We start from the raw sequence: 14321 nt of genomic DNA, 5'->3' as shown, positions 1-14321 counted from the left end.
CGCGCTGCTCGACTTGTCAAGGGAAAAAGGTGGTTTTTGCCAATCTAATTTGCTGGCTACGAATCGGTTAGGCTCTTAACCTGACGCGAATGGGCTAGTGGCTTTCTTCTCACACTTCTAAAGACTACTGCGAAGTCCGAAGCTTCCTTCAATGAAATGGCAGTTCTTCTGGGGACTCTTGAGCAAAAAGCCATGTCCCGGCAGACTTTTCAACAGCACCTCAATAGTCGGGCCATTGATTTTTTGAGAAAGGTTCTCTCGGAACTATCTCAAAACAATCCGAATGACCTAACCAGTCGAGCTCCCCGTTTGGACGAATCCTCATTGAAGATGCGACCCAGATTCGCATGCACGTTGCCAATCTCCTGAAGGGAGAGTTCCCACCCAAGCTCTTGATGGACCTCTATCGACAAAGGTGAAGGACAGAAATTGAATTTCGAGCCTGGAAGAACTCGATTCCGATGAGACAAGCCTTGCACCGGATCACCAATCAACATCATCTACTCGACAACCAATTCGATGACTGCCGGACGCAAACCTGCTGCCCGGGCCGTGATTTCCATGTTTCGTCCCTCTCCCCGGCCTCGCACCAGAAGAAGGGCCTTGCCCTGAAAAGCCCGCCGCCGATCGGCTTGGAAAGGCTCGTGGCTGGTGATCGATCCACTATCAACTGCCACCCGCTCACCCGCGCCATTGATCTCGAAGGTCACTTCATGAGCAGCCTTGGGAACAAGAACCCCATGAGCATCGACTACTTCCACCCGAATGTGTGCCAAATCGTCAAAGCTCCGGCCCACCCGGGTTCGGTCCGCCGTCAATTTCAAGCCCACCGCAGGACCAGCAGTGCGCAACTCCTCGCGCGCCACTTCCTTCCCCATTCCAATCAGGAAAGAGAACTTGTCGCCGCTTCCATTCCACCACCTCGTAGCCCGGATCTTCAGGAGTGGCCTCAGTAGGCGCGAGTCTGCGGAAAATCTTCACCATAGGAGCGTCACCCCACCAGCTCTGCCGCTCCCAGCCCCGCGGATTCACTTCTCCTGTCCGATCGAGCAGGCCCGCATTGAAAGTTGTCACTGGCCAACTACGAGCTTCCCCCAGATAATCAATTCCAACCCAGAGAAATTGCCCCGCGTGCTGGGGATTGTCCCGACACGCAAACCAAGTGCTGCGATTGTGTCCCTGCTCCGTTCCCACAATTTTTCGATCTTTCCGATCTTCCCACGCCTGCAGCAATTCCGCGTCACGATAATTGGTCCCGATCACATCCAGCAAATCAGCCAGACCATTGTCGTAATCGTGGGTCGTATTGGGACGGAAAAGGGCCTGCGTCACCGGGCGGGTCGGGTCTTCCTCGTGGCACACCTCCACCAACCCGGCGAGGATGTCCTTGGCCTTCTCCGCATCATGCGTGTCACGGATTTCATTGCCCACACTGTAAAGGATCACCGACGGATGGTTCTGATCGCGGCGCACCATCGCCCGCAAATCGCGCTCCCACCATTCGGAAAAATGCCGATGATAGTCATGGGGGTTTTTCCCCCGGGTCCAGCAATCAAAGGCTTCGTTCATCACGAGAAAGCCCATTTCGTCACACAGGTCAAGAAACCCGGGATCGACCGGATTGTGAGCAGTTCGAATGGCTTTAACCCCTAACTCACGCAGCCGGCCGAGGCGCATTCTCCAAACCGCTTGAGGCACGGCCGCCCCTACCGCCCCGCCATCATGATGCAGGCAAACTCCCTTCAGCTTGAGGTTGTGGCCATTCAGCCAAAAGCCCGTCTCGGACCGAAACTCCGCTGTCCGCACCCCGAACCGCTCGCTCACTTGGTCGACCACTTCGCCCTCGCGTTCAATGCGCACCAACAGGTGATAAAGCTGGGGATGCTCCACACTCCAAAGGTGAGGATGAGACCAGGTCAACGAAGCGGCTCCCTTCAAACACTCCCCCCGGGCGACCTCCTGACCCGACGAATCCTGCACAATCGCAAGGGCTCTTTCTTCCGCTTTCAGGTCACGCGAAAAAGCCAGTGCCACAGTCACTTCGACCTCTTGAGCCGAAACTTCTGGGGTCGTGACAAACAGGCTCTCGGGCACGATGTGCAACTCATCAACAGAGACCAGCCTCACTTTGCGGTAAATCCCCGCCCCGGTATACCAACGCGAAGCCGGTTGCGCAGAGGTATCCGCCTTCACCACCAGAGTATTTCCTCCCGCGCGAACCTTACCCGTCAAGTCGCATCGGAAACCGGAATAGCCATAGGGTCGGTCGCCCACTTTTTCTCCATTCCACCACACCTCGGCATGAGCCATCACGCCATCAAATTCCAACCAAGTCGCCCCCGCTGGCTCCAAGGCAATCGTCCGCCGATACCAGGCCACCCCGCTTGGCAACCACCCACCCGCGCCACCAGTGGGAGCACTCTCGCTGAATTCTCCCGCAATACTCCAATCGTGTGGGACTCTCACCTCCCGCCATGCCGAATCATCAAAAGACTCTTCGATAACCCCTTCCACCTCACCCTGAAAGAACCGCCAACCTTCCCCCAGGGGAATCACCTCCCGAGCCGAAAGAAGACCGCAAAACCCCACCCACGCCAGAAACAATTTCATCCCCCCATCTTTTGCAAAAGGAGCTTCCCGACAAGTCCTCCAAGCGGGTTAGAAACTCAATACCCGCCCTTTTCCCAGAAATTCATTGCAAGCCTCAATATTTCCACTATCGTCGAATTATCGAAACGAAAACTGCCAGCCAAGCCTTTGCCGCTCTCGCTCACCCAGCGCGGCTGGAGGTTTTCCGGGCCTTGGCCTGGAGCTCTCCCGAACCCATTGCGGCCGGTCAATTGGCCGAGCAACTGGCCATCCCCGCCAACACTCTTTCCTTTCACCTCAAGGAACTGAGTCACACCGGACTAGTGACCTCGCAGCGAGCGGGTCGCTCGATTCTCTACACCGTTTCACCCGGCACGGTGAGTGCCTTGGTCGATTTCTTCGTTGGCCATTGTTGCCAAGGCCGGGCGGAGCTTTGCGACCCCAAGAACACCAAACCCTGCTGCTAAAATTTCCATTATCCCTCTCAAATCATGACTATTGCTGAACTGAAGGCCGCCTTGCACGGCCACGAAGACAAGACCCTGCAGATTCAACTGCCGGACAAATCCCTCGTCCCCGCCCACTTCCACGTCACCGAAGTAGCCTTTTTGAAGAAGGACTTCGTCGACTGCGGAGGCACCGTGCGCCACGAAGGCCGCTGCCAGTTGCAGGCCTGGGTGGCCGACGATGTCGACCATCGCATTCCCATCGGCCGCTTTCTGGAAATCCTCGCACACGGAGCCCCCATTTTGCCGACGGAAGCTCTCCCCGTGGAGATCGAATATGAAGAAGCCGTCATCTCCCAGTATCCCCTCACCGGAGTAGCGGTGGGCGAGGAGGCGGTCACTCTGCTGGTCGAGAATCGCCACACCGATTGTCTGGCCAAGGATGTCTGCGGATTGACCCCTGCCAACAGTTGCGCTCCCGGTTCGGGATGCTGCTAAATCTCTCTCCGAACTTTCTCCTTCCCCCCCTGAGCCTCCTCGTCAAAAGGGAGGCTCTCTCATTCTGCCGGATCCACCACCCCCTCTCGACCAGCGAGGTAGGACGGGATGAGGGCCACCAGAATGAGGGCCAGGACAAAGCCCATGGCCAATGACCAGCCCCCGTGAGTGCTCAGCCAACCCACGAAAAAAGGGCCGGGGGCGGCAAAAAGGTAACCGCAGGCTTGGGCCATGGACGAGAGATGCGCGGCGGTCTCGGGGGTCCGGCTCCGCATCGCTATCACTAGCAAAGCCAAGCCAAAGCCACCATTGAGGCCGATGCCGAGGAGCAAAACCGCGTAGCCCGCCAGCGATAGGGGCAACACCAGCGCGCCCAAGAGACCCAGAAAGTTGAAAATCATGCACCCCACGATCCAGCCGCTTTGGGAAGCCTGCCGCCCGGCGATGACAGGCGCGAAAATACTGGCCACACAACCGATGAGCTGGAGACCGGTGACCCAGAAAGCGGCCTCTCCTTCCTCCATGCCGCGATGCTGCAAGACGCTGGGGAGCCAAGCGACAATGGAGTAAAAAAAGGTCGACTGCAGGCCCATGTAGGCGGTGACCTGCCAAGCCCGGGGCTGGCGCAGCAGGCGACGCACCCCCGCGAGGGGATGGACCGGCTGGCGAGCGAGAGGGCGGGGCCACATCTGGGGCGACCAAAAAAGAAGAACCACCAGCGCGACCACCCCCCAGCTGGCGAGAGCGGCATTCCACCCCCCTTCCAATCGCAGAGCCAGGGGAACCGCGAAAGCAATCCCCGCCGCAGCTCCAAGGTTCATCGCGGTGGCATAGAGACTCGTGATCGGCCCCAGACGATGAGGAAACCGGCTCTTCGCCAAGCCTGGAAGAAGGACATTTCCCAGCGCAATGCCCGCGCCAATGAGGACCGTGCCCACCATCCGCCAGAGCAATTCCCCACCGCCACTGACCCCACTGGCCGAGCGGAGAAAGCAGCCCACTGCCAGCACCAAGAGACCCAGCCCGAGGGCGCGCGCAAACCCAAGCCGTTGCCCTATCCAGCCCGCCCACAGCCCCACCAAGCCAAAGAGAATGAGTGGCACGGTGGTCAAGGAGCCAATAAACTCTCGGCTCAGCCCATCGGAGGCCATGCGCTCGGCCAACGCCGAGAGACTGGTGAGCGAGGGCCTGAGATTGAGCCCAATGAAGGCTATCCCACTGATGAGAAGGGCTGTTTGCCAGCGGGAACGGGAGTCGGATGCCGAAGTCATGGATAAAAAGCGGTCACTCGGCGAGCAACCGGGCAAGAGAATGGCACTCTTCCGGGAAAAGGCGACGGACTTTCTCACCCCACCCTGCGGAAATTCTCCTTCTTTGACCGGGAAACAACGAAAAATAAGCTCGGCACGATTTTCTTGGCAGACGGGCTGCTGTCTTTTATCGTGCGCGGCCCGGGCAAGGTGGCGAGGGGGGAAACCGGAAAATGTCTTGTCTTTTTCCTTCTCCAAAGCGATTGCACGGCAACAGCAATTTTTCGAGCCCTGAACGTTCTGACAACTCCTTCAGCCTACTGAATACATGACCAGCCTGTCTCCTTACCATCCCGCCTTCACTCCCGACACCTCTGGAACCCTCCACTCCTTTGCGAACGAAAAGGACAATTGTGGCATGGGAGCCATTGCCCATTTGGACGGACTGAAGTCATACGAAATCATCGAACGCGCCATCGATTCGGTCTGCTGCATGACCCACCGGGGCGCGATTGATGCCGATGGCAAAACCGGGGACGGCTCGGGCGTGCTGACCCAGATTCCGCGCACCCTTTTCTCCCGCGAGCTCAGCAAAATGAGCCAAAGCATCCGCGACATCAATGACCTCGCGGTGGGCGTCTTCTTCCTTCCCGCTGATGACGCTGCGGCAGCCCAATCGATTCAGGAAAAAGCGGTCTCCCTCGCCGGAGCTCGCGGCATCAAGGTCCTCGGCTGGCGCGAGGTGCCGGTCAACCCCGACGAGTTGGGCAATCTGGCCGCCAAGAGCCAGCCCAACATCCAGCACCTCCTCTTGGAACGCCCTCGTGAATGGGCTTGCGACCACTTCGAGCGCCAACTCTATCTCGTGCGTCGCCTGCTGGAGCGCGAGTTCGCGGAAGTGCCGAACTTCTACATTCCCACTCTTTCCTCCCGCCTGATTTCCTACAAAGGCCTCGCCATGCCGGCCACCCTGCGGGCCTTTTACAGCGACTTGCAGGATTCCGATTTCCAAGTGGCACTCGCGCTCTATCACCAGCGTTTCTCCACCAACACCTTCCCGGCCTGGCCCCTCGGCCAGCCCTTCCGCATGATGTGCCACAATGGCGAAATCAACACCGTGCGCGGCAACCGCAACTGGTGGGCCTCCCGGGAAGAGTTCTTTGAGAATGACGTTTGGGGTGATGAAATCGAGCTGCTCAAAGGCGTGATGTCCGGCAAGGAGTCCGACTCCGCCTCCCTCGACCACGCACTCGAGATTCTCGTGCTCTCGGGCCGCTCCCTGGAGCACGCCATGTGCATGCTGGTGCCACCGGCCTTCCGCCACGATCAGGAGATTTCCGAAGAGGTGCGCGACTTTTTCCACTACCACCGCTCCTTTGCCGAGCCGTGGGACGGCCCCGCTGGCCTGGTCTTCACCGATGGCGAAAAAGTGTGTGCCTCCCTCGACCGGAACGGATTGCGCCCTTCCCGCTTCACTCTCAGCAACGAAGGTTTGCTCATCATTGGCTCCGAATCCGGCACCAGCCCCATCGAAGAAAGCAAAGTGGCCCGTCGCGGTCGCCTGGGACCGGGTCAGATGATTTCTGCCAACACCGAAACGGGCGAACTGCTCTTCGACCGCGAAATCAAGAACAAGCTCGCCGCCCAGCAAAACTACGGCAAGTGGGTGGATGAGAATCGCGTGGAGCTGCGCAAATACGTCTCCCACGAACCTCACTCCCCGACCTGCGAGTTCGACGCCATCGAGCTTTCCCAGCTGCAAGTGACCCACGGCGTCACCGCCGAGGATCTCGACATGGTCTTTCCACCCATGGTCAAGGGCGCGCAGGAAGCGGTCTTCTCAATGGGTGACGATATTCCCCTCGCCCCCCTCTCCCGCTATCCCCGTCTCCTCTTCACCTACTTCAAGCAACTCTTTGCCCAAGTCACCAACCCGCCCATCGACCCCATCCGGGAATGGGCGGTGATGACTCTAGCCGCCGGTCTCGGCCGCGAGCGCAACATGCTGGAGGAAACTCCCGAACACGGCCGCATCCTGCACCTCGAGTCCGCCATCCTCTTCGAGCAAGAAGTGGAATACATTGCCGAGCGCTCCGCCCACGGCTTCAAATCCGCGGTGCTGGACACCACCTTCCCGGTGGAAAATGGTCCCTTCGGCCTCCGCACCGCAGTGGAAGCCCTTTGCCGTGCGGCCGAAAAGGCCGTCGATGACGGTGCCGAGATCATCATCCTCTCCGATAAGAAAGTCTGCAAAGAGCGCGCTCCCATCCCGTCCCTGATGGTGACCGGAGCCGTCCATCACCACCTCACCAAGACCCGCAAGCGTCTGCGCACTTCCCTTGTCATCGAGACCGGGGAGGCCCGCGACACCCACCAGCTGGCTTGCCTCTTCGGCTATGGCGCGACCGCCGTTTGTCCCTACCTCGGCTACGCCACCGCACGCGCCGTCCTCAAGGACCCCCAGCTCATCAAGAAGCATAAGTTCACCGAGGATCTCACTCCCGAGATCGCGATGGCCAACTACCGCAAGGCGCTGGAGAAAGGACTCCTGAAGATCATGTCCAAAATGGGCATTTCGGTGCTCAACTCTTATCAGGGGGCCCAGATTTTCGAAGCTCTCGGGGTGGGGGCCGAGGTCGTGGACTTCTGCTTCACCGGCACTGTCACCCGTATCGGGGGGGTGGGTTTCAACGAGATTGCCCAGGAAACCCTCACCCGCCACCGCACCGCTTATGCGGAGGAAGCGACCGCACCGCTCGACTTGGGCGATCCGGGTTACAACCGCTACCGCAAGGCAGGTGAATCGCATGCCATCTCCACCGAGGTGATCAGCAATCTGCACACCTTCGTGAAGCACAACAAGATGGAGGATTACGAGGATTACGTCAAAGCCTCCCTGGCAAACAATCCTATTACCATCAAGGATTTGCTTGAGTTCCGGACCGAAGACGCCACCCCCGTTCCCTTGGAGGAAGTGGAGCCGGCGGAAAATATCGTCAAGCGCTTCACCACCGCCGCGATGTCGCTGGGGGCTCTTTCCCCGGAAGCACACGAAACCCTGGCCATCGCCATGAACCGTCTCGGCGGCAAGTCTGACTCGGGCGAAGGGGGCGAAGACGTGCGCCGCTTCAAGCCTTACCCCAATGGCGAAAACGCCCGCTCCGCCATCAAACAAGTGGCCTCCGGTCGCTTCGGAGTCAGCGCCCACTACCTCGTCAATTGTGACGAAATCGAGATCAAGATGGCGCAGGGAGCCAAGCCCGGCGAAGGGGGCCAGCTGCCCGGTCACAAGGTCAATGGCCTCATCGCCCGACTGCGCAATACCCAGCCCGGGGTGCAGCTCATTTCCCCTCCTCCTCACCACGATATCTACAGCATTGAGGACTTGGCCCAGCTCATCCACGACCTGAAGGAAGTGAATCCCAAGGCCCGGGTCACCGTGAAGCTGGTAGCCGAAGCCGGGGTGGGCACAGTCGCCGCCGGGGTCGCCAAGGCCTGCGCCGACAACATCCTCGTCTCCGGTCACGACGGCGGCACCGCAGCCTCTCCCCTCTCCTCGACCAAGCACTGTGGCTTGCCGTGGGAGCTGGGCGTGGCCGAAGCCCAACAGACTCTGGTGCTGAACAACCTGCGCGACCGGGTGGTCCTCCGCACCGACGGAGGCTTCCGCAATGGCCGCGACGTGGTCATCGGAGCGATGCTGGGAGCAGAAGAATTCAACTTCGGCACCATTGCCATGATTGCGATGGGTTGCGTCTACGTGCGCAAGTGCCACCTCAACAACTGCCCGGTAGGGGTCGCAACCACTGATCCCAAGTGGCGCGCCAAGTTCAAGGGCACCCCCGAGCACGTGGTCAACTTCATGATGGGAGTAGCGGGGGAAGCCCGTCAGCACATGGCGAGCCTCGGCATCCGCACCATCGAGGAAATGATTGGCCACACCCGCTACCTGCGTCAGCGCGAGGTTCCCAATCATCCCAAGGCCGCCACCTTGGATTTGTCCAAAGTGCTGCGAGAAGCGACTCCGAACGAAGGTTTCGCCCGCTTCCGCACCCACGAGCGCAACATGGGCATCCACAAGCCTGCTCTGGACTTGCAGATCCTCGAAGACCTGCGCGCCCACGTCGGCGGTGCCGAGGGCGACAATCCGGCCGAACTCCTCATGGACAGCGCGCCCTTTGCCCAAACCTATCCGGTGGTCAATACCGACCGCAACATCGGCACCCGCCTCTCCGGGCGCATCGCCGAGGTTTTCGGTAACAAGGGCCTCCCCGCAGACAGCATCAAGCTCACCTTCACAGGTTCAGCCGGTCAATCCTTCGGCACCTTCCTCGCGGGAGGCATCACCCTGACCCTCGCCGGGGAAGGCAATGACTACGTCGGCAAAGGCATGGCGGGCGGCACCATCGTGGTCCATCCCCCGGAAGACATCAACCCGGGCTTCGTGGCGGCGGAAAACTCCATCGTCGGCAACACGGTGCTCTACGGAGCGACTGGCGGCGAACTCTACGCCAATGGCCGGGCCGGCGAGCGCTTCTGCGTGCGGAACTCCGGGGCCACCGCAGTCTGCGAAGGCGTGGGCGACCACGGCTGCGAATACATGACCAACGGCCTCGTCGTCATTCTCGGGCTCACCGGAAAGAACTTCGGTGCCGGGATGTCCGGAGGCGTGGCTTACGTCCTCGACGAAGACGGGCAATTCCAGTCCCGCCTCAACTCGGAGATGGTGGTGGCCTTGCCCGTTGCCCGCGAGCAAGACATTGCCGAAGTCAAATCCCTCATCGAAAGCCACTTGCAGAAAACCGGCTCCGTGCGTGCGAAGGAACTGCTCGCCAACTGGGAAAGTTCCCTCCTGCGTCTCCTGCGCGTCATTCCCAAGGACCGCCACACCCTGGAGCTGGAGGAAGCCAAGCATGAGTCGGCGGTAGAGCCTGTCTCCTGAGGACCAGAGATTCATCCGCTCCGGAGGGACGGTCGCTAGAAGTGACTTTCCCTCCGGCAACTTGGCGCTAAGATCTCACGGCTGCGAACCGTTTAGCAAACCATCATGCCGCGTATCTGCCTCACCTCCCCCGACCAAGCCCCCCAGCCTTTCCGCTTCCCCTTGGACACCAGCCTGGTGACCATTGGACGACGGGCCGAGCTGGATGTGGTGCTCACCCACCCCTCCGTCTCTTCGCACCACTGCGACATGAAGCGTGTCCCGGGTGGATTCGTGCTCGAAGATCATCAATCCACCAATGGCACCCTGCTCAACGGGCAGGAAATGGCCGTTATCGATCTGAAGGATGGCCTGGAGCTGGAAATCGGCGATGTCCACTTCCGCTACGAGCTCACCGAGGAGGAGAAGGCTGCCTTGGCCCAGGAGTCCTTTCGTCCCCAGCAGCGGGCCAAGAATCCGGCCCCGGCCGCCAGCCCCGCACCCGCCCCGGCTCCGGGAGCCCCCGCCCCCTACCGTCCCGTCACCTCGCTTCCCCGTCGACGCGACACCGGAGGACGCGATTTCGCCATTTTCCTAGCCTTTGCCGCCCTCGCCATTTTCGCCTTTTATCTCGGTCTCAACTCTGCCCACCGGGCCACCATCCCCTTTGACGAGCGGGTCGGGCGCTCTCTGCTCAAAGACATGCGTGCCGAACCCCTTCCGGAATCAACCCCGGAGTCCTGACCAACCCGGCCCCCGCCAGGCGGGCTAGAAGCGACGCCAGGCCGCCGGGACAAAGAGGACAAGAAAGGCAAAGATTTCCAATCGCCCCATCACCATGAGAAGGGCGAGATAAACCAAGGTGGCATCCCCGAAGTGGCTGAAATTATCGGTCGGCCCCACCGCGCCAAAGCCGGGCCCGATGTTGGACAGCGTGGTCAGAACCGCCGCCACCGTTGTCTCAAAATCCACCCCGTTGGTGGTCTCCAAAACCGAGACCACCATCATCGACACGATGGCGATGAACCAGAAGAGAGCCACAAAAAGGACCGTCTGCGAACGACTCTGGCTGTTGATGGAGTTTCCGTTCACTTGCAATCGGAAGACCTGATTGGGCCGGAAGGCTTGCACAATTTCCTGATGGACCGCCCGCACGAGAAGCAGGATACGGCTGACCTTGGCTCCGCCCGCCGTCGACCCCGCACAGCCTCCCATCAACATCAAGCCCAGCACGATGAAATGCGCCCCCACCGGCCACTGCTCAAAGTCCTCCGTGCCATAGCCGGTCGATGAGACGATGGAGACCACGGTAAATGATGCCCCCCGCAAGCTGGCCCACAGCTCGCGCCCACCCAGAACGAACTTGATGGCCACAATGCTCACGATGGCGACCAGGATGAAAATCAGATACCACTTGGCTTCTTCCTCATTGCGAAGCCTCTTCCAGTTGCGGCGCAGAATCACCACATAAACGAGGAAGCTGATACTCCCCAACAGCATGAAAAACATCAGCCACAGCTCAATGGCCAGACCCGTTTCCCAAGTGGAAAAATAGCCGATGCTGGCATTGTGATTGGAAAAACCGCCAGTGGACATGCAGGTGAAGGCGTGGGACACCGCGTCGAACCAAGTCATCCCCAGCGCGCGCAGCCCTAGCAGACACACCACCGTCATCACCAGATACAACTTCCAGAGCAAAAGAGCCGTGTCGCGAATCTTGGCATGGGAAGTCTCGGATGCTTCAAATGAGGACTCATTGCGGAAGAGCGACTTTGTGCCCGCCCCGAGACTAGCCAGCAGGGCCACAAAAAGAACCAGAATACCGAGGCCACCCAACCATTGGGAAACCGCCCGCCACAGGAGAACCCCCTTGGGCCAGGCATAAAGATCGGAAATCACGGTCGAGCCCGTTGTGGTCAACCCCGAGGCCGACTCGAAGAATGCGGCGGCCGGACTCAGCCCCGGTTCCGACAGAACAAACGGGATGGAACCAATCAAAGTGGAAGTCATCCACCCCGCTCCCACGATGAGCACCCCTTCCCGCCGGGGGATGCGCTCGTATTTGCCCCTCCCGACAAGCACGAGGAGAAGCCCCAGACAAAGCGCCGTCAGAGTGGCCGTGGCGAGGGCCCGGCTTGCGGACGATTCCCAACCAGCTTCGAAAAAGGAAAATAGGGTGCAGGCCAGCAGAGCCAGACTCTCCATCATCAGAAGGAGACCGAGAACACGTGCCAATAGCTTGAAATTCACTTGCGTTATCCAAGCGGAATGCGACCGGTAGCTAAACCAATTTCTTCGTCCTCCCCTTTTCTTGGCTCAGAAAAAATGGCAGTCTGGCGCAACCTTCGCGCTGCGGAGGGGTTGAAAAGACCGACCAAGATGAAGAACACGCCTTCCCAAGCCCACCAATCGCCTGCCGGTGAAGACTTCAACGAGTCTTCCGACCGAGAATTATGGGACCTTCTCGGGGAAGCCAGCGAGCCTCAGGCCAGTCCGTTTTTCAGCCGCAATGTGCTGCGCGAGATTCGCCTGCAGGAAAGCGAGCCCGCCCGCCGTTCTTCCTTCTGGACTTTCTTCCGACAGCCCCGGGTGCTGGTGCCAGGCGCTCTAGCTCTTCTCGCCGCAGCCCTTCTCGCCCCCCAATTGAAGCCGACGGAAGCCCCCTCCCTCACCACCTCTCCGGCCTCTGCCACCGGGGAGGCCTTCCCGGCTGAAGTGGCTGACTCCCTGGAGAGTTCCCTCAAGACAGAATTGCTGCTGACCGCCGCCGACGACCCCGATTTGTTCTCCAACGAAGAGTTGGTGGCCATGTTGTTCTGAGCAGAGCGATTGCGCGCGCGTGGGTTTTTGCAAATCTCCCTCGGCACACAGGAGTCTTTCTTGCCGCCTCCCCGGCCATCTGCTAACTCCTTGGTCCTCGCACCCACCTGCCTTCGCAACCATGTCCGACGAAACCCAATCTTCTCCTCCCCAGTCCACCCCGCCTTCCCAGACCGCGACCCCGGCCAGCAACCAGAACCTCATCATCGGGCTGGTCCTCGGAGCGGCAATCCTGCTCCTCCTCTTCCTCGTCTTCGATAGCAAAAGCCAACCTTCCACCAAGGACGACTCCGCCGAAGTGGCTGCGCTGGAAGCCCGCATCCAGGCTCTCCGAAACGCCAATCAAAACACGGCCCAAGGAAATTACGGAACCAGTCAGAACAACTTCGGAGTGGATCCCGTTCTCCTGGCCGACGAAATCGCCACCGAGGCCAATACTCTCGCTGGTCTCATTGGCGAAATCGGGAGTGCCGTGCAACAAAAGGAAGAACTCCTCCAGAATGCCCGGAGCAACGAACAATCCTTGAACCGGACCATCCAGGACTTGCGCCGACGCCTGACCGAGATGAGCGAAAGCGTGAGCAGCACCAACAAACTCACCGAGGAACTCAGCTCGCTGAAAACCCTTTACCAGAATGCTCAACAGGAAATTGAGCGGTTGCGCCAACGTCCGGATGAAGCAACCTTGGCGGAACTGCGTCGCAAAAATGACGAGTTGGTAGCCCAAGTGGAAAATCTAGAGGGACTGCGCACCCAAAACCGTGAGCTGCAGGCCGAGATTGCCCGGCTGCAAGCCGCCCTCAACCGCTACATCCTCTTCGTGGAGGATTCCACCGCACTGCCCGAAGTGGCCCAGCATCTCTTCCGGGAGCTGGAACGCTTGGAAAGCTACGAACCCGCCCAGCTCGACAACCAATACCAGCGCATCGAGGAGCAGCTGAACGCCCGCCGCCTGCGCGCCATCACTTTCGACACCGGCTCCGCGGACCTGACTGCCGAAAAAATCAGCATCATCCGCAATGATCTCGCCGCCACCCACCCCGAAGCCTTCTTCCTTGTGGTCGGCTACGCCTCCAAGACGGGTGAATTCGAAACCAACCGCCAATTGTCCTCGGACCGGGCGACCTCGGTGGCCAGCCAGGTGAATCAGGACAAACGGGAAAACCAGATTGTGCGCGCTGTCTTCTTGAATGAAACCAGCCGCTTTTCCCGCGAACAGCCCCTCTTGAACCAGATCTGCGAAATCTGGGAAATCCGGCCCTGAAGTCGGCGGCTGCATTTTCCTGAACATGCGTGTCCTGGCCATTGATCCCGCCATCCGAAACACCGGCTTCGCGGTGTTGGAAGGCGATGGCCGGCGCCCCCGGGCCCTCGCCTACGACGTCATTACCATCCCCCGCCGCCTCCCCCAATCGCGCGCCCTGGCCGCCGTCCGCACCGGCATCGCCAATCAGATTGAGAAATGGCAACCGGATGAAGTGGCTGTAGAAGGCATCATCTTCGTGCAATCCCACCGCACCGCCATCTCCATGGGAGCCGCCCGGGCCGCCACGCTCATTGCCGCCGCCGACCGGGGGCTGCCCATCTACGAATACGCACCCCGCAAGGTGAAACAAGCGGTCGTCGGCAAGGGTTCGGCGGACAAGGCTCAGGTCGCCTTCATGGTGCGAGCCCTTCTCGGCCTCGCGGAAACCCCTCCTGCCGATGCCGCCGACGCCCTCGCCATCGCCCTGGCCCACCTCACCGCCTCCGATCCCCTCAAAGCACAAACCCTGGACCGCAAAGAAATCTAACCGA

Annotated in this window: 11 protein-coding genes; 7 read left to right on the top strand and 4 right to left on the bottom strand. The window is 60.0% G+C overall.

Translation table 11 applies throughout. The annotated features are described in order from the left end of the window. Positions 1 to 500: 500 nt before the first annotated feature. Both JIN78_RS14570 and JIN78_RS14565 read right to left on the bottom strand, forming a co-directional pair. Positions 501 to 776 carry a hypothetical protein gene (locus JIN78_RS14570; RefSeq protein ID WP_234038014.1) on the bottom strand — a complete coding sequence of 92 codons (276 nt, stop codon included), beginning with the start codon at positions 774 to 776 and terminating at the stop codon, positions 501 to 503. Positions 777 to 780: 4 nt separating this feature from the next. Then, complete coding sequence (locus tag JIN78_RS14565) at positions 781 to 2610, bottom strand: glycoside hydrolase family 2 TIM barrel-domain containing protein (RefSeq protein WP_200392722.1); 1830 nt, start codon at positions 2608 to 2610, stop codon at positions 781 to 783. Positions 2611 to 2621: 11 nt separating this feature from the next. Between JIN78_RS14565 and JIN78_RS17590 the strand changes: the two genes are divergently transcribed. Then, a complete protein-coding gene (locus JIN78_RS17590) occupies positions 2622 to 3056 on the top strand; it encodes an ArsR/SmtB family transcription factor (protein ID WP_200392721.1) in 435 nt (144 codons plus the stop codon). 24 nt (positions 3057 to 3080) lie between these two features. Then, positions 3081 to 3533, top strand: coding sequence for a DUF6428 family protein (locus tag JIN78_RS14555; RefSeq protein ID WP_200392720.1), 453 nt, complete (start codon positions 3081 to 3083; stop codon positions 3531 to 3533). Positions 3534 to 3592: 59 nt separating this feature from the next. On the opposite strand, the gene JIN78_RS14550 is transcribed toward JIN78_RS14555, so the two are convergent. Next, positions 3593 to 4804: an MFS transporter gene (locus JIN78_RS14550; RefSeq protein ID WP_200392719.1), complete on the bottom strand. Its 1212-nt coding sequence runs from the start codon at positions 4802 to 4804 to the stop codon at positions 3593 to 3595. A 307-nt stretch (positions 4805 to 5111) separates the two neighbouring features. Between JIN78_RS14550 and gltB the strand changes: the two genes are divergently transcribed. Continuing rightward, a complete protein-coding gene (gene gltB / locus JIN78_RS14545) occupies positions 5112 to 9725 on the top strand; it encodes a glutamate synthase large subunit (protein ID WP_200392718.1) in 4614 nt (1537 codons plus the stop codon). A 105-nt stretch (positions 9726 to 9830) separates the two neighbouring features. Beyond that, entirely contained in the window at positions 9831 to 10448 is a 618-nt protein-coding gene (locus JIN78_RS14540) for an FHA domain-containing protein (RefSeq protein ID WP_200392717.1), read from the top strand. Between the two features lie 24 nt (positions 10449 to 10472). On the opposite strand, the gene JIN78_RS14535 is transcribed toward JIN78_RS14540, so the two are convergent. Beyond that, positions 10473 to 11954, bottom strand: coding sequence for a TrkH family potassium uptake protein (locus tag JIN78_RS14535; RefSeq protein ID WP_200392716.1), 1482 nt, complete (start codon positions 11952 to 11954; stop codon positions 10473 to 10475). A gap of 129 nt (positions 11955 to 12083) precedes the next feature. Between JIN78_RS14535 and JIN78_RS14530 the strand changes: the two genes are divergently transcribed. The 3 genes from JIN78_RS14530 to ruvC all read left to right on the top strand — a co-directional run bounded on the left by JIN78_RS14530 (position 12084) and on the right by ruvC (position 14317). Next, complete coding sequence (locus JIN78_RS14530) at positions 12084 to 12524, top strand: hypothetical protein (protein ID WP_200392715.1); 441 nt, start codon at positions 12084 to 12086, stop codon at positions 12522 to 12524. A gap of 121 nt (positions 12525 to 12645) precedes the next feature. Then, positions 12646 to 13788 carry an OmpA family protein gene (locus JIN78_RS14525; RefSeq protein ID WP_200392714.1) on the top strand — a complete coding sequence of 381 codons (1143 nt, stop codon included), beginning with the start codon at positions 12646 to 12648 and terminating at the stop codon, positions 13786 to 13788. A gap of 25 nt (positions 13789 to 13813) precedes the next feature. Beyond that, the gene (ruvC, locus tag JIN78_RS14520; RefSeq protein WP_200392713.1) at positions 13814 to 14317 is read left to right on the top strand and encodes a crossover junction endodeoxyribonuclease RuvC; all 504 of its coding nucleotides are present in this window, start codon (positions 13814 to 13816) and stop codon (positions 14315 to 14317) included. Positions 14318 to 14321 lie beyond the last annotated feature (4 nt).

The organism is Roseibacillus ishigakijimensis (assembly GCF_016595415.1).
GTDB classification, from domain to species: domain Bacteria; phylum Verrucomicrobiota; class Verrucomicrobiia; order Verrucomicrobiales; family Akkermansiaceae; genus Roseibacillus; species Roseibacillus ishigakijimensis.
Note: the sequence above shows the minus strand (reverse complement) of the source record. Positions and strands in the feature narration are given on the sequence as shown.